Source organism: Isoptericola sp. NPDC057653 (assembly GCF_042799955.1).
GTDB lineage: Bacteria > Actinomycetota > Actinomycetes > Actinomycetales > Cellulomonadaceae > Isoptericola.
Map to the genome: position 1 here is coordinate 227,077 of NZ_JBHVHP010000003.1, position 16,897 is coordinate 243,973.

General features: G+C 75.5%; 13 protein-coding genes. 5 read left to right on the forward strand and 8 right to left on the reverse strand.

Features of this window, described 5'->3' with window-relative positions; genetic code table 11:
- Positions 1-6: 6 nt before the first annotated feature.
- The 5 genes from ftsH to dacB form a co-directional block, all read right to left on the reverse strand.
- Positions 7-2,076, reverse strand: a complete 2,070-nt coding sequence (gene ftsH / locus ACFU9A_RS18010; RefSeq protein ID WP_430576666.1) for an ATP-dependent zinc metalloprotease FtsH — start codon at positions 2,074-2,076, stop codon at positions 7-9.
- Positions 2,077-2,189: 113 nt separating this feature from the next.
- On the reverse strand, positions 2,190-2,741 hold the full coding sequence (gene hpt, locus ACFU9A_RS18015) for a hypoxanthine phosphoribosyltransferase (protein ID WP_380318475.1): 552 nt from the start codon (positions 2,739-2,741) through the stop codon (positions 2,190-2,192).
- 2 nt (positions 2,742-2,743) lie between these two features.
- Positions 2,744-3,871, reverse strand: a complete 1,128-nt coding sequence (gene tilS / locus ACFU9A_RS18020; RefSeq protein ID WP_430576667.1) for a tRNA lysidine(34) synthetase TilS — start codon at positions 3,869-3,871, stop codon at positions 2,744-2,746.
- Between the two features lie 18 nt (positions 3,872-3,889).
- Positions 3,890-4,999, reverse strand: a complete 1,110-nt coding sequence (locus tag ACFU9A_RS18025; RefSeq protein ID WP_430576668.1) for a zinc-dependent metalloprotease — start codon at positions 4,997-4,999, stop codon at positions 3,890-3,892.
- A gap of 28 nt (positions 5,000-5,027) precedes the next feature.
- A complete protein-coding gene (gene dacB / locus ACFU9A_RS18030; RefSeq protein WP_430576973.1) occupies positions 5,028-6,473 on the reverse strand; it encodes a D-alanyl-D-alanine carboxypeptidase/D-alanyl-D-alanine-endopeptidase in 1,446 nt (481 codons plus the stop codon).
- Between the two features lie 167 nt (positions 6,474-6,640).
- Between dacB and ACFU9A_RS18035 the strand changes: the two genes are divergently transcribed.
- Entirely contained in the window at positions 6,641-7,141 is a 501-nt protein-coding gene (locus ACFU9A_RS18035; RefSeq protein WP_430576669.1) for an inorganic diphosphatase, read from the forward strand.
- 69 nt (positions 7,142-7,210) lie between these two features.
- Here the strand turns inward: ACFU9A_RS18035 and ACFU9A_RS18040 are convergent, their stop codons facing one another.
- Complete coding sequence (locus ACFU9A_RS18040) at positions 7,211-8,740, reverse strand: hypothetical protein (RefSeq protein WP_430576670.1); 1,530 nt, start codon at positions 8,738-8,740, stop codon at positions 7,211-7,213.
- 156 nt (positions 8,741-8,896) lie between these two features.
- A complete protein-coding gene (locus ACFU9A_RS18045) occupies positions 8,897-10,519 on the reverse strand; it encodes a hypothetical protein (protein ID WP_430576671.1) in 1,623 nt (540 codons plus the stop codon).
- Positions 10,520-10,637: 118 nt separating this feature from the next.
- Between ACFU9A_RS18045 and ACFU9A_RS18050 the strand changes: the two genes are divergently transcribed.
- On the forward strand, positions 10,638-11,696 hold the full coding sequence (locus ACFU9A_RS18050) for a zinc-binding dehydrogenase (RefSeq protein WP_430576672.1): 1,059 nt from the start codon (positions 10,638-10,640) through the stop codon (positions 11,694-11,696).
- 24 nt (positions 11,697-11,720) lie between these two features.
- Here ACFU9A_RS18050 and ACFU9A_RS18055 read toward each other — a convergent pair whose 3' ends face one another.
- On the reverse strand, positions 11,721-13,208 hold the full coding sequence (locus ACFU9A_RS18055; protein WP_430576673.1) for a C40 family peptidase: 1,488 nt from the start codon (positions 13,206-13,208) through the stop codon (positions 11,721-11,723).
- Between the two features lie 386 nt (positions 13,209-13,594).
- On the opposite strand from ACFU9A_RS18055, the gene ACFU9A_RS18060 reads away from it, so the two are divergent.
- The 3 genes from ACFU9A_RS18060 (at position 13,595) to ACFU9A_RS18070 (ending at position 16,869) form a co-directional block, all read left to right on the forward strand.
- Complete coding sequence (locus ACFU9A_RS18060) at positions 13,595-14,968, forward strand: bifunctional o-acetylhomoserine/o-acetylserine sulfhydrylase (protein ID WP_430576674.1); 1,374 nt, start codon at positions 13,595-13,597, stop codon at positions 14,966-14,968.
- Between the two features lie 65 nt (positions 14,969-15,033).
- On the forward strand, positions 15,034-16,266 hold the full coding sequence (locus ACFU9A_RS18065) for a homoserine O-acetyltransferase (protein ID WP_430576974.1): 1,233 nt from the start codon (positions 15,034-15,036) through the stop codon (positions 16,264-16,266).
- 174 nt (positions 16,267-16,440) lie between these two features.
- Positions 16,441-16,869: a VOC family protein gene (locus ACFU9A_RS18070; protein ID WP_430576675.1), complete on the forward strand. Its 429-nt coding sequence runs from the start codon at positions 16,441-16,443 to the stop codon at positions 16,867-16,869.
- Positions 16,870-16,897: the final 28 nt, after the last annotated feature.

Genomic DNA, 16,897 nt, shown 5'->3' on the forward strand with positions numbered 1-16,897 from the left:
GGTCGGTCACCGGTTCTCCCCCGCTGCCGGGGGCTCGCTGTCGGTGCCGACGCCCGGGCCGGCCTCCTGCAGGTCGCCCTCGTTGCCCACGATGGCCGCCTCGTCCTGCGGCACGACGTGCCCGTTGCCGTTGGCCGCGGCGCGCTCGCCGTCGGTCATGATCGGGCCGCGCGTCTGCACGGTGCGCTGCTCGCTGGACAGCCAGACGTCGCGCGGCTCGCGCTTGACCACGGGCGCGAAGATCTCCGCCAGCTCGGCCTGGTTGAGCGTCTCCTTCTCGAGCAGGCGCAGCACCAGGTCGTCGAGCACGTCGCGGTACTGGGTGAGCACCTCCCACGCCTCGTCGTGCGCGGCCTCGACGAGCTTGCGCACCTCGTGGTCCACGGTGCCGGCGACGGCCTCGGAGTAGTCCCGCTGGTGGCCCATGTCGCGACCCAGGAACGGCTCGCCCGAGCCGTTGCCGAGCTTGATGGCGCCGACCTTCTCGCTCATGCCGTACTCGGTGACCATCTTGCGGGCGGTCGCCGTGGCCTTCTCGATGTCGTTGCTGGCGCCGGTGGTCGGGTCGTGGAAGACGATCTCCTCGGCCACGCGGCCGCCCATCGCGTACGCGAGCTGGTCGAGCAGCTCGTTGCGGGTGGTGGAGTACTTGTCCTCCATCGGCATGACCATCGTGTAGCCGAGGGCGCGGCCGCGGGGCAGGATCGTCACCTTCGTGACGGGGTCCGTGTAGCGCATCGCCGCCGCGACCAGGGCGTGCCCGCCCTCGTGGTAGGCGGTGATCTTCTGCTCCTTGACCTTCATCACGCGGGTGCGCTTCTGCGGCCCGGCGATGACGCGGTCGATCGCCTCGTCCAGCGCGCGGTCGTCGATGAGCTGGGCGCCGCTGCGGGCGGTGAGCAGCGCGGCCTCGTTGAGGACGTTCGCCAGGTCGGCGCCCGTGAAGCCCGGGGTGCGGCGCGCGACGGCGGCGAGGTCGATCGTGTCGACCATCGGCTTGCCCTGCGCGTGCACGGTGAGGATGTGCTCGCGGCCCTTGAGGTCCGGCGCCTCGACGGCGACCTGGCGGTCGAAGCGGCCCGGGCGCAGCAGCGCCGGGTCGAGGATGTCGGGGCGGTTGGTCGCCGCGATGAGGATGACGTTCGTCTTGACGTCGAAGCCGTCCATCTCGACGAGCATCTGGTTCAGCGTCTGCTCGCGCTCGTCGTGACCGCCGCCCATGCCGGCGCCGCGGTGGCGGCCGACGGCGTCGATCTCGTCGACGAAGATGATCGCCGGCGCGTTGTTCTTCGCCTGCTCGAACAGGTCGCGGACGCGGGACGCGCCGACGCCGACGAACATCTCGACGAAGTCCGAGCCGGAGATCGAGTAGAACGGCACCCCGGCCTCGCCGGCGACCGCGCGGGCGAGCAGGGTCTTGCCGGTGCCGGGCGGGCCGTACAGCAGCACGCCCTTGGGGATCTTGGCGCCGACGGCCTGGAACTTGGCCGGGTCCTCGAGGAACTCCTTGATCTCCTGGAGTTCCTCGACCGCCTCGTCCACGCCCGCCACGTCGGCGAACGTCACCTGCGGCATGTCCTTGCTGATGAGCTTGGCCTTGGACTTGCCGAAGCCCATGACGCCGTTGCGCCCGCCGCCCTGCATCCGCGACAGGATGAACCAGAAGACCACGCCGATGATGAGGAACGGGATGAGGAAGCCCAGCATCGAGCTCCAGAAGCTCGGCTGCGGCACCTGGGAGTCGAACCCGTCCTTGAGGTCCGCGGTCCGGACCGCGGTGGCCACCTCGTCGCCCTGCGGCTGGACGTAGAAGAACTCGACCTTCGTGCCGTGGTCCTGCTCTTCCTTCGACCCCTGGTCGGTGACGTACTTCTTGCTCAGCTCGAGCTCGACGCGCTGCTCCCCGTCGACGACGAGTGCGTGGTCCACCGTGTCGCCGGCGAGCAGCTCGAGCCCCTGAGAGGTCTCGATCCGCGACACCCGGTCGGTGCTGAACGCGCTGAAGGCCAGCGAGACGAGCACGAGGCCGACCACGATCCAGATGATCGGGCCGCTCAGGATCTTCTTGATGTTCATCGGCGACGGGGTCGGTGCCCCGCTTCCCTTCCGTCGGGCAACGTGTGGTTCACGACGCTACACGCCGAGTGTGGACGAACCGTGGGTGTTCGCCCAGGGCGCGACGGCGCCCGTCAGCTGTAGACGTGCGGCGCGAGGGTGCCGACGAACGGCAGGTTGCGGTACTTCTCGGCGTAGTCGAGGCCGTAGCCCACGACGAACTCGTTGGGGATGTCGAAACCGACGTAGCGCACGTCGACGTCGACCTTCGCGGCGTCGGGCTTGCGCAGCATCGCCGCGATCTCCACCGACTCCGGCCCGCGGGAGCGCAGGTTCGCGACGAGCCAGGAGAGCGTGAGGCCCGAGTCGATGACGTCCTCGACGATGAGCACGTTGCGGCCGGTGAGGTCGGCGTCGAGGTCCTTGAGGATGCGCACCACGCCCGACGACTTGGTGCCCGAGCCGTAGGAGGACACCGCCATCCAGTCCATGTGCACCGGGTGGTGCAGGCGGCGGGCCAGGTCCGCCATCACCATGACGGCGCCCTTGAGCACGCCGACCAGGAGCAGGTCCTTGCCGGCGTAGTCGGCGTCGATCTGCGCGGCGATCTCGTCGAGCTTGGTGCCGATCTGCTCCTCGGTGAGCAAGATGTTGGCGAGGTCGCCTGAGACGTCCGACTGGTCCACGGTCACTCCTCGAGGGAACGGGTTGGGGCTGGGGGGCGCGCCGTCCGGACCGGGCTGGGCTCGGCGGGTCGCAGGTAGAGCCTGCCACACGCGCGGAGGGCACGAGCGTCGCCCGGCAGGTGGACGGCGCCCTGCCCACGCCACGAGACGACGAGCGCGTCGAGGGCGTCCACGTGCCGCGCCGTCGTCGCCCCGGGCGCGCAGCCCACGGCGAGCGCGGCCGACCGCAGCGCCCGTCGCCGCAGCGCCGCCGGCGCCGCGGCGAGCGCGTCGGCGTCGAGCGCGACCCCGGCCGGCCGGTCGTCGGGCACGGCCGCCGTGGCGAGCAGGTCGGCGGCCAGGGCGTCGAGCGCGTCGGCGTCGTCGCGCAGCTGGTCCGCGGTGCGGGCGAGGGCGGGCACGACCCCCGGCCCGAGGGCGTCCTCCAGCGCGGGGACGACGGCGCCGCGCACCCGCGTGCGGGCGGGCACCGCGCCGCCGGCGGGGGCGTCGACCGGCTCCCCGGCGCCCGGGAGCACGTTGGTCGGGTCGGTCCAGAACGCCAGCCCGGCGGCGGCGCACACGGCCTCGGTCTGCGCGCGCCGCAGCCCGAGGAACGGCCGGACGTACCGCCCGCGGCGTCGCGGCATGCCCGCCAGCGACCGCGCACCGCTCCCCCGCGCCAGGCCGAGCAGCACGGACTCGGCCTGGTCGTCCTGGGTGTGGCCCAGCAGGACGGCGGCGGCGCCGGTCTCGTCGGCCGCGGCGTCGAGCGCGGCGAACCGGGCGGCGCGGGCGGCACCCTCCGGACCGCCGGACCCGGGGGCGTCGTCCACGCGCACGCGGCGCACCAGCACGGGGTCCAGGCCGAGCTCGCGGCAGCGGGCGGCCGCCGTCGCCGCGACGACGTCGGACCCGGCCTGCATGCCGTGGTCCACGACGACCGCGCCCGCGCGCACCACGAACCCCGGCGCCCGCACGGAGCGGCCCACCCGCCGGGCCTCGACGACGGTCGCGGCCGCCAGCGCGAGGCTGTCCGCCCCGCCGGAGCACGCGACCAGCACCAGGTCGCCCGCGCCGAGCGCGAGGTCGCTCAGCTCCGCGCGGACGGCGGCGCGGGCCGCCGCGAGCGCCGGGTCGACGCGGGCCACGCCTTCCCCGCCCCGGCCTCAGCCGTGCACGCGCCGCACCCAGGCGCGCGGGTCGGCGATCTCGCGGGCGGACGGCAGGTGCCCGGGCTCGGACCAGACGGCGTTGAGCCCGTCGCGGCCGACCCGCTCCTCGACGGCGCGCACGAACGCCGCGCCGTCGCGGTACTGGGCGAGCTTGGCGTCCATGCCGAGCACGCGGCGCAGGACGACGTCGAGCGCGGGGGCGCCCTCGCCGTCGCGCCGCTTCTCGAAGCGCGCGCGGATGGTGCGCACGGAGCGCACGACGCGCGGCCCGACGGCGTCCATCATCACGTCGGCGTGCCCCTCCAGGAGGGCCATGACCGCGGTGATCTCCTCCAGCTCGGCCCGCTGCTCGGGGCCGAGGATCCCGTCGAGCGGGGTGACGAGCTCGCCGCGCACGGCGCGCAGCACGGTGCGCCCGACGACGGCCACCTTCTCCCGCAGCGGCGCGCGCGCCATCGCGACGGAGCTGCGGGTGACCCCGCTCATGAGGTCGCCCACCCGCCCCACGAGGTGGTCGGCGAGCCAGGGGGCGGTGGCGAACTGGAGGGCGTGGGTCTGCTCGTGCAGGCACACCCAGAGCCGGAAGTCGCGCGGTCGCAGCGAGAGCGACCGCTCCACCTGCAGCACGTTGGGCGCCACGAGCAGGAGGCGGCCGTTGGCCCCGGGGCCGGCGGCGGCGCGCGCGCCGTACGGGTCGAACTGGCCGAGCACCCGCCCCGACAGCAGCGCCAGCAGCCCCCCGACCTCGGCGGCACCGGCGAGCCGGGCGGCGGCGGAGGTGGGCGGCACGTCGGCCGCGACGGCCGCCATCACGGGGTCCGTCATCGCGCGCATCGACTGCGTGTTGGCGCGGGTCCACCCCGCTCGGTCGACGACGAGCACCTCGCCCAGCCCGCCCCCGGCGGGGACCGGGGTCGCGGGCGTCATCCCCGTGACGTCCAGGACGTGCCCGACGGCGTCGCCCGCGGCGGCGCGCAGGCCGGCGACGAGCTCGTCGAGCTCGTCGCGCGGCGCCGTCGCGCCCGGCCGGGCGACCCGGGCGGCGATCTGCGCCGCCGCCGTCCAGTCCAGCAGGGGCTCGGCGGCGGGGGCGGGCGTGGTCACGGCACCACGGTAACCAGATCCGGGGCGCCTACCGGCAGCCGCAGTCCGCGAGGTCGCCCGCGAAGCCGTCGAAGATCACCCGGGCGCCGTACGTGCCGCCGTCGGGCACCTTGTCGGCGAGGGTGACGAAGAGGAGCATCCGGTCGTCGGTGGTCACGACGTTCCCCGCGAGGCCGGTGACGTTCGGCAGGCTGCCGGTCTTGCCGGTGACGTAGCCGCGCCCGGGGTTCCCCTTCGGGTAGCGGTCGTGCAGGGTGCCGTTGAGGCCGGCCACGGCGAGCCCGTCCGCGACGTCGCGGAGCTCCGGGTGGTCGGGGTCGACGGCGAGCCGCAGGGTGTCGGCGAGCTGGCGGGGCGTGGCCCTCGAGCCGCGGGCCAGCCCGGAGAGGTCGTGCAGGGTGGCGCCGTCCATGTCGACGCCGAGGTCCTCGACGCCCGCGGTCACGGCGCGGACGGCGCTCGACCCGGTGCCGGGCATGCCGGCGTCGATGGCGACGATCCGCCCGACGACCTCCGTGATGGTGTTGTCCGACCGCCGCAGCATGTCGCCGACGACGTCGCGCAGCGGCGCCGACTCGACGCGCCCGACCTCCCGCGCGGACGACGGCGCGGTGTCGCGGTCCACGCTGCCCCGCACGGTGACGCCGTGCTTCTCGAGCGCCTTCGCGAACGTCTTCGCGGCCGCCATCGCGGGATCCTTCTCCCGCGGGGCGTACTCCTCGTCGGTGGTGCGCGCGACGTCCACCGCGAGCGCCGCGACCGGGGCCGTGTACCCGAGGGTCACGTCCTCGGCGGGCACCTTGGCGGGCACGGCCGGGCCGGAGAAGAGCGTGTCGTCGAGGCTGAGGGTCACGTCCGCGCCGGTGAGCCCCACCTGCGTCGCCACCTGGGCCGCCAGGTCGCCGAGGCCCGCGCGCCCGTTCACCTCGTCGGGGTGGCCGGCACCGGCGGCCAGCATCATGTCCCCGCCCCCCACGAGCACGAGGTGGGAGTCGCCGTCGAGCACGACGGTGGTGGGCAGCGTGGTGTCACCGCCGGGTCCCGCCATGGCGGCGACCGCCGTGAACAGCTTCTGCGTGGAGGCCGGCGCCATCGGGCGGTCGGGGGCGTTCGAGCCGAGCGTCGTGCCGGTGGCCGCGTCCGTGACGATCACGCCGACCCGCTTGCCGAGCCGGTCGTCCTTCCGCAGCCCGGTGACGAGCTTGCCGACCGCGGCCTGCGTGGGCTCGGCGGCGTCGTCGGGCAGGTCGGGCAGCGAGCGCTCCGGCGCGGGGCCCTCGGTGGCGCCGGGCGCCGAGGGGAACGGTGAGGCCGGCGCGGGCGCCGGCGAGGTGGTGAGCAGGCCGGGCACGACGTCATAGGCGTCCGCCACGAGGTACCCGCCGAAGAGCACGACCACGGTCGTGACGGTGGCGCCGACGCTGGCCCGCCACCCCATGTCGCCCTCCTGCACCGGTGAGATGTCCGTGAGCATCGTCACAGCCCGGATCCCGTGGCGCGCTCCGTGCGTATCTTCCCACGTCCGTCCGCCGATCGGGGCCGCCGCACCGCACCGGGCGCGGGCGACCGCGCATGGCACACTTTGACAGGGCGTCCGCACGAGCATGGCCCGCACCGAGCATGTCCGAGCATGGAGGAACAGTGGAGTTCGACGTCACGATCGAGATCCCGAAGGGCCAGCGCAACAAGTACGAGGTGGACCACGAGACCGGTCGCATCCGCCTCGACCGCATGCTCTTCACCTCGACGCGCTACCCGGACGACTACGGGTTCATCGAGGGCACCCTCGGCGAGGACGGCGACCCGCTGGACGCGCTCGTGCTGCTCGAGGAGCCCACGTTCCCCGGCTGCCTGATCCGCTGCCGCGCCCTCGGCATGTTCCGCATGCGCGACGAGGCGGGCGGCGACGACAAGGTGCTCTGCGTGCCCCTGGGCGACCAGCGCGCCGCGTGGCGCCAGGACATCGACGACGTCTCCGACTTCCACCGCCTGGAGATCCAGCACTTCTTCGAGGTCTACAAGGACCTCGAGCCCGGCAAGTCCGTCGAGGGCGCCCACTGGGTGGGCCGCTCCGACGCCGAGGCCGAGATCGAGCGCTCGTTCCAGCGCGCCAAGGACACCGGGTACTACGACAAGCACTGACGCCCGTTCCCGCCGACGGCGCCGCACCCCTCCGGGGGCGCGGCGCCGTCGTCGTTCCCGGGGTGGCCGTCAGGGCGCGATCGCGCGCCCGTAGCGCGCACCCGGCGCCGCGCCGAGGTCGAGCCGCACCACCGATCCCTCGGCCAGCAGGCCCGTGAGCACGGCCCCCGTGGCGGCGTTCTCGCCCGGCACGCCCACGTCGGGGGCCCGGCCGGGCACGACCTCGGGGTCGGCTCCCACCGTCGCGCCCATGCGGTCCCCCGCCTCGGCCCCGCCGGGCACCGCGGGCGAGTCCTGCGTCCAGCCCTGCCCCGTGCCGAGCGCCTGGACCATGCCCGCGTCGCGGACCGACCCCACGTCCTCGCCCGGCGACCCGACGACCACGCGCCACGCCCCGCGCAGGAACGCCACCGAGACGGCGCTCCCGAACAGGTCGCCGTCCTCGGCCGTACCCGCCTCGCCGGGCGAGTCCTGGTGGCGGCTGCGGAACGTCAGCAGCGGCTGCGTGAGCCCCGGGTGCACGCGGCCGACCGACACCATGCCGGCGTCGACGTCGGGCCCCAGGTCCTCGCCGGGCGACCCCACCGCGAGATCCACCACCTGGGGGTCCCCCGCCACGGGGAACAGGTGCACGGCGGCGCCGAACCGGTCGCCCGCCTCCGCCTCGCCGGGCACGCGCGCCAGCGCCTGGTGGACGAGCACGGGCGGGTGCTGGGTACCGGGCTCCGGGGGCAGGCCGCCCGGGTCCCCCGGCGGCGCGAACCACAGCGCGACGCCGCCCGCGCCGGCCTTCCCGGCCACCCGCATCCCGGGCGCCCCGGCCGCCATGACCTGCCCGCGAACGCTCAGCGACGAGCCCAGCGCGGCGCCCGCCGCGGCGGAGCCGCGCACCCCGAGGTCGGCGAGGTCGAACACCTCGCCGCCGCGGGTCGTCGTGTCCGTCGCGCCGACGACGAACGACGTCACCCGCCCGGAGTCCGGGGCGTTCGCGGCGTCGTGCCCGGGCGAGCCCACCCACAGCAGCTGCGGCTTCGGGTCGATCGTCTCCTCGGGGTACGACGCCGAGGCGAGCGCGGCCCCGAACCGCGCCCCGGCCTGCGGGGTGCCGAGCACGCTCTCCGAGTCGGCCGTGATCCGCTCCCGAAGGACGAACGCGCCCACCGACGAGTCGTACGCGTAGAGGTAGACGGCGCCCGCGTGGGGCATCCCGAAGACCGTCTCCTCCGGGCTGCCCACGACGAGCTGGCTGCAGAACCGGTCGTCGCCCTCCTGCTCGTACGAGCGCAGCTGGGCCACGGCCGTGCCGAACCCGACCGGCCCGCGCAGCACCACCGTGCGCGGCTCGCCGTCGCCCGTCAGGCGGACCTCGACGGTGCCCGGGCGCCCCGTGCCGCCGGGGGCTCCCACGACGGCGTCCGGCACGCGGTCGCCGTCGAGGTCGTGGCTCGGGCCCAGGCACTCCGGCTCCGCGACGGCCGACGGCGCGGCGACCACCCCCGCCGCCGCCAGAGCCGCGCAGGCGGCGGCGACGGCGGCCGGGCGATGTCGCCGGCGCGGTCCCGCGGCGCGGGCGTACGGCGCACGATGGTCGTCGGTCATGATGACCTCCCACGACGGTCGGCCGACGCCCCGTCGCGGCGGCCGGTCGTCCCTCGACGCTACCCCCGCGCCCGGTGGCACGACAGGTCGCGACGGGGTGACACCTGCGCCGCGGGTGGGCCACGGGGCGACGCCGGGACCCGCGAGCCCGCGAGGTCAGTAGCGGGTGATCGCGACGGCCGGGGAGACCACGGTGGAGACGTGCGCCGAGTCGGACGGCACGTACCGGAACCGCAGGTAGACCTTCCCGGGCTTCCCGTCGGCCGTCCGGAGGTACGTCGCGGGGACGTTCACCCGCTGCACGCCCTTGTCCCCCGCCGTCAGCGCCCAGTCCGCGCTCCACCGCGTCCGCCAGCCGGAGGCCGCCGCCCGCGGGCTGCGCGTCTCCAGCACCAGCCGGCCGCGCTCCGGCAGGCCCGCCGTCGAGACCCGCACCCTCCCCGCCTCGGACGATCCCAGCTTCGCCTTCACCCGGTACCAGGTGTGGTCCATCGACAGCCGCACGCTGGGCTTCGCCTTGACGATCGACTGGGTGACCCACCAGCGCGACCCGTCGTAGGTCCCGGCCGCCGGGACGAAGGACGCCTGGAGCTCGCGCCGACCGGGCTCGAGGGCCGTCCCGGAGACCAGCACGGACGCCATGCCGTCGACGACCATCGCGCTGCCGAGCGACCTGCCGCCCGCCGAGAGCGTGACCTTGCCGTCGAGCTTCGCCTTGTTCTCCGCCGTGACGCGGAGAGACACCCGGTGGGACAGCCCGTACGTCCAGCGGGCGGAGCGTGTGTCGATGTCCACCCACGTCTGATAGCGCTGCTTGACCGTCACGGTCTTCGGGGTGACCGGCGCCGCGTAGAACGGGCTCCGCAGCTCGACGAAGACCTTGGGGTCGGGCTTGGACGTGCCGAGGACGTCGTCCGGGTCGAACCAGACGGCGGCCGTGCCGTCGACCAGCTCGGCGCTCCGCCTCGCCGCCCCGCTGCTCCGGACGTGGTTGCGGACCTCGATCGTCCCGGAGACCGGCCCGAGATCGGACGACGCCCGGACGGTGACCTTCGCGGGTTGCCCGACGCGCCACGTCGACGCGGTCTGCACCGTCAGAGCGGCCGGCCTCTTCAGGACGTTCGCGCCGACGAACAAGGTGCTCAGGACCGTTCCGCCCGCGGCTTCCCGCAGGGTCATCCGGTAAGAGCGGCCCGGGGTCATGCCGGTGCCGGGAACGGCGACCGTGGCGATGCCGTCGGCCAGGGCCGCCGCGCCGAGAGCCGTGCCGGCCTCGTTGGCCAGCTCGACCCGGCCGCTCCGTGGCAGGTCGGTGCCCGTGAGGTCGACGGTGACGTCGGCCGGGTCCCCGTAGACCCGCGTGCCGGGGATCACCGGACGCCCGGGCGCGAGGATCTGGAGTGCGGCGGTGGCGGACGACGACGGCGTGGTGGAGCCGGACCGATAGTGACGCACCTCGAGGACGTGGTCTCCGGGGGCGTTCTCCGACCTCGGCAGCGTGAACCGCGCGACGCCTTCCGTGAGCTGGGTGCCCCCGAGGGTCCGGTCGTCGAGCAGCACCCGGACGCCGCCCGAGGCGGGCTCGTCGCCCTCCCGGACGACGATGTCGAGGACGATCTCCTCGCCCTGCCACCACCGCTCTCGCGTCAGCGTGACGGTCGTGGAGCTCTCGCCCTCGGCGGCCGTGGCGACCGGCGCCACCGCTCCCGTGAGGACCACCCCCAGCGCGACCAGCCACGCCGTGACGACCGCAGCGACCCGACCTCGTGCACCACGCATGAGCATCCGTTCTCTTGGTGTTGGCTGGAAGGTAGCGCAACACCGGATGCATGGTCGAGGGACGTCGGGCGACGCCCGGCGGGCGCCGGGAACGCCGCCCGCGGTCTACCGTGGACGCATGCGTGCTGCCGTCATCCACGGGCCCCGCGACGTCCGCGTCGAGGACCGCCCGGACCCGAAGATCCTCACCCCCGGCGACGCGGTGGTCCGCGTCGCCGCCGCCTGCGTCTGCGGCTCCGACCTGTGGCCCTACCGCGGCGTGTCCGCCGTGAAGAAGCCCCGCCCGATCGGCCACGAGCTGGTGGGCGTCGTCGAGGAGCTGGGCGCCGACGTCACGTCCGCCCGGGTCGGCGACTTCGTGATCCTGCCGTTCACCATGAGCTGCGGCGAGTGCCAGGCGTGCCGCGCGGGCTACCCGGCGGCGTGCGACCTCGTCACCGGCTTCGGCTCCACCGACCGCTGGGGGAACCCGGTGGACGGCGCGCAGGGCGAGCGCGTGCGGATCCCCCTCGCGCAGCACTCCCTGTTCCCCGTGGGCCGGCCGGAGGCCGAGCTCGAGGCCGCGGGCCTGGTCCCGCACCTGCTCACCCTGGCCGACGTCATGTCGACCGGGTACCACGCCGCGGTCTCCGCCGGGGTGTCCCCGGGCGACACGGTGGTCGTGGTCGGCGACGGCGCCGTCGGGCTGTCGGGGGTGATCGGCGCCCGCCTCCTCGGCGCGGAGCGCGTGATCGCGATGAGCCGGCACGACGACCGCGCGGCCCTCGCCCGCGAGTTCGGCGCCACCGACGTCGTCGCCGAGCGCGGCGAGGAGGGCCTGGCCGCCGTGCGCGACCTGCTCGGCGGGGACCTCCCCGACGCGGCCCTGGAGTGCGTCGGCACCGAGCAGTCGATGGACACCGCCCTGAGCGTGGTGCGCGGGGGCGGGCGCGTCGGGTTTGTCGGCGTGCCGCACGGACCCGACCTCAGCGTGCGGCGCCTGTTCGACCGCAACATCACCATCGGCGGCGGCATGGCGTCCGCCCGTCGTTACATGGAGACGCTGCTGCCGGACGTCCTGTCCGGCGACATCCGGCCGGGCACGGTCTTCGACCTGGAGCTCCCCCTCGCCGACACCGCCGAGGCGTACGCGGCGATGGACGAGCGCCGCGCCACGAAGGTGCTGCTGCGTCCCTGACCACCCCGGGGACGTCGCGAGCGCTCAGGGGCGGCCGGCGTAGGGCATGACGTCGTCCCAGCGGACGGGGGTCTCGCGGACGTCGACGCCGGGGCGCGGGGCCTCGACCATCATGCCGCCGCCGGCGTAGATCGCCACGTGCCGGATGGTCGACGGGTCAGACGTGTCGTTGGCGTAGAAGATCAGGTCGCCGGGGCGCATCGACCCGTACGACACCTTGCCGACCGTGAGGTACTGCGACCGCGACGTGCGCGTGATCCACACGCCCGCGGCGTCCCACGCGCCCGACGTCAGGCCGGAGCAGTCGTACCCCGGGTTGCCCGTGCCGCCCCACTGGTACGCGGTGCCGATCTTCGAGCGCGCCCACGCCAGCGCCGCACGGCCCTGGGCGGCGCTCCCCTGGCCGACGCCGCTGACGGGCGGGGGCTTCGGCGTCGGGTCGGGCTTCGGGTCCGGGCGAGGCGTGGGGTCCGGAGCCGGCTCGTGCGTGCGCGTCGGCCGGGGGTCGGGCTGCACCGCACCGTCGCCGCCCCCTCCCCCGCCGTCGCCACCCGCACGGTCAGGGGTGGTGACGGGCGCGTCGTCGGACCGGTCGGACGACGGCGCCGGGCTCGACGGGCCCGTGCCGGAGGGGCCCGAGCCGGACGACGTGGCCCCCGACGACGCGTCGGACGTGCCGGTCGAGGCGTCCTCGGCCGCCGCCCGCGCCGCCCGCTCGTGCGCGGCGGCGGCGCGCTGCTGGCGGTCCTCCTCGCGCTGCCGCTCCAGGTCGGCGGTGGTGCTGCGCAGGTCGGCGAGGCGGGTGAACAGCCGGTCGCGCTCCCGCTCGGCGGCGGTGGTCCGGGTGGTCAGGTCGTCGGCGGTGCGCCGCGCCGTCGCGAAGGCCGCCGCGGCGGCCTCGTCCGCCTCCTGCTGCGCGGCACGGGCGGCGTCCCAGCGGGCGTCGGCGTTGCGCGCTGACGCGCGCAGGTCCGCCTGCTGGGCGAGCGTGCGGGCGATCCGCCGGTCGACGGCCCGCTGCGCGGCGTCGGAGGAGACGACGTCGCCGAGGTCGCGAGCGCCGGCGACGACGTCGAGGGGCCCGAGGCCGCCCTCGGTGGCGCGCGCCGTGGTGCGGTACGCCTCGGCGAGGGAGGCGCGGGCCTCGCCCTCGGCCGCCTGCGCCCGGTCGGCCCGCTCGCGGGCGGCGCGCGTCTCGCGCTTCGCGGCGGCGAGCGCCTCGCGCGCCTCCGCGTAGTCCTCCGCGGCGGTCTGGACGCCGGCCTCGGCGCGCGCGAGCTCCGCGCGGATCGCGTCCAGCCGCGCCTCCGCGCCGGCGACGTCCAGGCGGGCGGAGTCCTCGGCCGCGTGCGCGGCGGCGACGTCGTCGTCCGACGGCGGCTCGGCCCACGCGCTGCCCGCGGCGGGCGCCCCGCCGAGCAGCACGACGACCGCCAGCGCGGCGGCCCTGCGGGCCCGCGGCGTGCGCCGGATGGGTGCGCCTCGGGTGGCCGTGCGTCGTGTGCCGCTCATGCTCCGCTCCTCCCCCGGGCCGCCCGGTCCTCCCCGGGAAGACGTTCTCCGGGCAACCTCGCCCAGGCTCACCCGAACCGGCAGGCAGCGCCACCCGAGAGTGCGCCGACGACGCGCGAGGCAAGGCGACACGCCGTCCATATTTTGGTCTCAGATCGCGAGACATGCCTGTCGCGGGGCGCCGGCCGGGGCTACCGTCGTCCGCATGACCCGTCGAATGTGCCGCTGACCACCGCGCACGTTCGCCTGCCTGCGGCCGCTCGTCGACCCAGCCAACCGCTCCGCGTGCGCAGCCGACCGCCGCGGCCCCGCCTCAGAGACGCAGGCCCCCTGAGACCCGCCGCGGCCCGACCACCGTCGATCGAGCCGAGCCCCAGGAGCACCCCATGACCACGCCCCGCTGGACCTTCGAGACCCGCCAGATCCACGCCGGCCAGAGCCCCGACCCCGCCACCGGGGCCCGCGCGCTGCCGATCTACCAGACCACGTCGTTCGAGTTCCCGAGCGCGGACGTCGCCGCCGACCGGTTCGCGCTGGCCGACCTCGGCCCCATCTACACCCGCATCGGCAACCCGACGCAGGAGGCCGTCGAGACCCGCATCGCCGACCTCGAGGGCGGCGTCGGGGCCCTGCTCGTCGCGTCCGGGCAGGCCGCCGAGACGCTCGCGATCCTCAACGTCGCGCAGGCCGGCGACCACGTGGTGGCCAGCCCCAGCCTGTACGGCGGCACGTACAACCTGCTGCGCCACACGCTGCCGAGGCTCGGCATCGAGACCACCTTCGTGGACGACCCGCACGACCCCGAGTCGTGGCGCGCGGCGGCGCGGCCCACCACCAAGGCGTTCTTCGCCGAGACCATCCCCAACCCCCGCGCGGACGTGCTGGACATCGCCGCGGTCGCGGGCGTCGCGCACGAGGTCGGCGTGCCGCTGATCGTGGACAACACGATCGCGACCCCGTACCTGGTGCGGCCGATCGAGCACGGCGCGGACGTCGTCGTGCACTCGGCCACCAAGTACCTCGGGGGGCACGGCGCCGCGATCGGCGGCGTCATCGTCGACGGCGGCACCTTCGACTACGCCGCCCAGCCGGAGCGCTTCCCCGGCTTCAACGAGCCCGACGCCAGCTACCACGGCCTCGTCTACGCCCGCGACCTCGGCGTCGGGTCGGCGCTCGGCGCCAACCTCGCGTTCGTGCTCAAGGCGCGCGTGCAGCTGCTGCGCGACCTCGGCCCCGCCGTCGCGCCCTTCAACGCCTTCCTGCTGGCGCAGGGCCTGGAGACGCTGTCGCTGCGCGTCGAGCGGCACGTGGCGAACGCGCAGCGCGTCGCCGAGTGGCTCGAGGAGCGCGACGACGTCCGCGTGGTGCACTACGCCGGCCTCCCCTCGTCGCCGTGGCACGACAACGCCCGGAGGTACGCCCCGAAGGGCGCCGGCGCCGTCGTCGCCTTCGAGCTCGACGTCGCCGACCCGCAGGAGGCGTCGGCGGCGGGCCGCGCCTTCGTCTCCGCGCTCCGCCTGCACTCGCACGTGGCGAACATCGGCGACGTGCGCTCGCTCGTCATCCACCCGGCGTCGACCACGCACTCGCAGCTCACGCCGGAGGAGCAGGCGCTCTCGGGCGTGACGCCCGGGCTGGTGCGGCTCTCCGTCGGTCTCGAGGGGATCGAGGACATCCTCGCGGACCTCGCGCTCGGGTTCGCCGCGGCGGCGGGCGCCGGCGACGGTACCGACGCCGCCGACGGCGAGGCCGCCGCGTGACGGGCCTGCCGGGCCACCGGGCGACGCGGCGCGGCGGCGTGCGCGTCGCCCCCACCGTGCCGTCGGTGGGCGGGCGCAGCTCGGGCGGAGCCCCGAGCGTGCGCCCCGCGCACGCGGTGTCGCGGTCGCGGGTGAAGCCGCCCGTGCCGGCGACGGGTGCCTGGCGCGAGGGCGACGCCGTCGCCGACCGGAAGTTCGCCGACGTCGGCGCGGTCGAGCTCGAGACGGGCGGCGTCCTGCCCGACGTGCGGGTCGCCTACGAGACGTGGGGCGAGCTGGACGAGGACGGCTCCAACGCCGTCCTCGTGCTGCACGCCCTGACCGGCGACGCGCACGTCACCGGACCCGCCGGGCCCGGCCAGCCGACCGCCGGCTGGTGGGCCGACATGATCGGCCCCGGAGCGCCCATCGACACCGACCGGTACTTCGTCGTCGCGCCCAACGTGCTGGGCGGCTGCCAGGGCACCACCGGCCCCGCCTCGGCCGCCCCCGACGGGCGCCCCTGGGGTGGCCGGTTCCCCCGCGTCACGACCCGCGACCAGGTGGCCGCCGAGATCGAGCTCGCGCGGCAGCTCGGCATCGAGCGATGGGCGCTCGTCGCCGGCGCGTCCATGGGCGGGCTCCGCGTCCTCGAGTGGGCCCTGCTCGGGCCCGAGGCGGGCATCGCGGTGGACGGGATCGCCGCCATCGCGACGACGGCGCAGATGTCGGGCGACCAGATCGCCTGGGCGCACCCGCAGCTCGGCGCCATCCGGGCCGACCCGCGCTGGCGCGGCGGCGACTACTACGACGCCGCCGACGGGGACGGGCCGGACGCCGGCCTCGCCATCGCCCGGCAGATCGCCCACACCACGTACCGGACGGCGGCCGAGCTCGACGTGCGGTTCGGGCGCCTGCCGCAGGGCGGGGAGGACCCCCTGGCGGACGGCCGGTACGCCGTGCAGTCGTACCTCGACCACCACGGGGACAAGCTCGCGCGGCGGTTCGACGCCAACTCCTACCTGGTGCTCACCGAGTCGATGCTGAGCCACGACCTGGGCCGCGACCGCGGCGGCGTCGAGTCCGCGCTGTCGCAGATCACGGCCCGCGCGCTGGTCGTGGCGGTGGACTCCGACCGGCTCTTCCCGCCGGAGCAGGCGAGCCGCATCGCCGCCTGGCTCCCGGGCGCGGAGCCGCTGCGCATCGTCACCTCCGACTTCGGGCACGACGGCTTCCTCATCGAGTTCGACCAGCTCGGCCCGATCGTCGCCGACTTCCTCGCGGGCGCCAGCATCGAGGAGGGCGGCGGCGACGAGTGAGCGCGGCGTGACCGGCGCATGACCGCCCCCGGCTCCCTGCCCGTCGGCCGCGCGGCGCCGCCGGAGATGCTCTGACGCACCCGCGAGCGTGTGTCGGCGGCCGTGCCTAGCGTGGGACCCGGCCGCCGACCCGCGCGGCCGGCTCGTTCCCCCGCAGCGTCGCTGGAGGCGTCCATGGTCCGGCTCAACCCCTACCTCAGCTTCAAGAACCAGGCGCGCGAGGCGCTCGAGTTCTACCAGTCGGTGCTCGGCGGCGACCTCGACATCAGCACGTTCGGCGGCATGCCCGCCGACGCGGGCATGCCGATCGACGACGCCGACAAGGACCTGGTCATGCACGGGCAGCTCGAGACCCCGTCGGGCCTCACCCTCATGGCCGCCGACTCCGGTTCGATGGTGCCGTACGTGGCACCGACCAGCGGCGTCACCGTCGCCCTGACGGGCGGCCCGGCGGACCACGACTACGTCGCGGACGCGTACGCGAAGCTCGCCGACGGCGGCTCCTCCTTGATGCCCTTCGCCAAGGCCCCCTGGGGCGACTACTACGGCCAGGTGACCGACCGGTACGGCATCACCTGGATGTTCGACGTCGGCACCGAGTGACACCGGGCCGGCCGCCGCGCCCCGCCGA

What these genes read in the sequence shown, in the direction of transcription:
- ACFU9A_RS18060 (WP_430576674.1), top strand. Translation starts at nt 13,595, where the DNA reads ATGACCACGCCCCGCTGGACCTTCGAGACCCGCCAGATCCACGCCGGC.
- ACFU9A_RS18070 (WP_430576675.1), top strand. Translation starts at nt 16,441, where the DNA reads ATGGTCCGGCTCAACCCCTACCTCAGCTTCAAGAACCAGGCGCGCGAG.
- dacB (WP_430576973.1), bottom strand. Translation starts at nt 6,473, where the DNA reads ATGCTCACGGACATCTCACCGGTGCAGGAGGGCGACATGGGGTGGCGG.
- ACFU9A_RS18045 (WP_430576671.1), bottom strand. Translation starts at nt 10,519, where the DNA reads ATGCGTGGTGCACGAGGTCGGGTCGCTGCGGTCGTCACGGCGTGGCTG.
- ACFU9A_RS18055 (WP_430576673.1), bottom strand. Translation starts at nt 13,208, where the DNA reads ATGAGCGGCACACGACGCACGGCCACCCGAGGCGCACCCATCCGGCGC.
- ACFU9A_RS18050 (WP_430576672.1), top strand. Translation starts at nt 10,638, where the DNA reads ATGCGTGCTGCCGTCATCCACGGGCCCCGCGACGTCCGCGTCGAGGAC.
- ACFU9A_RS18040 (WP_430576670.1), bottom strand. Translation starts at nt 8,740, where the DNA reads ATGACCGACGACCATCGTGCGCCGTACGCCCGCGCCGCGGGACCGCGC.
- ftsH (WP_430576666.1), bottom strand. Translation starts at nt 2,076, where the DNA reads ATGAACATCAAGAAGATCCTGAGCGGCCCGATCATCTGGATCGTGGTC.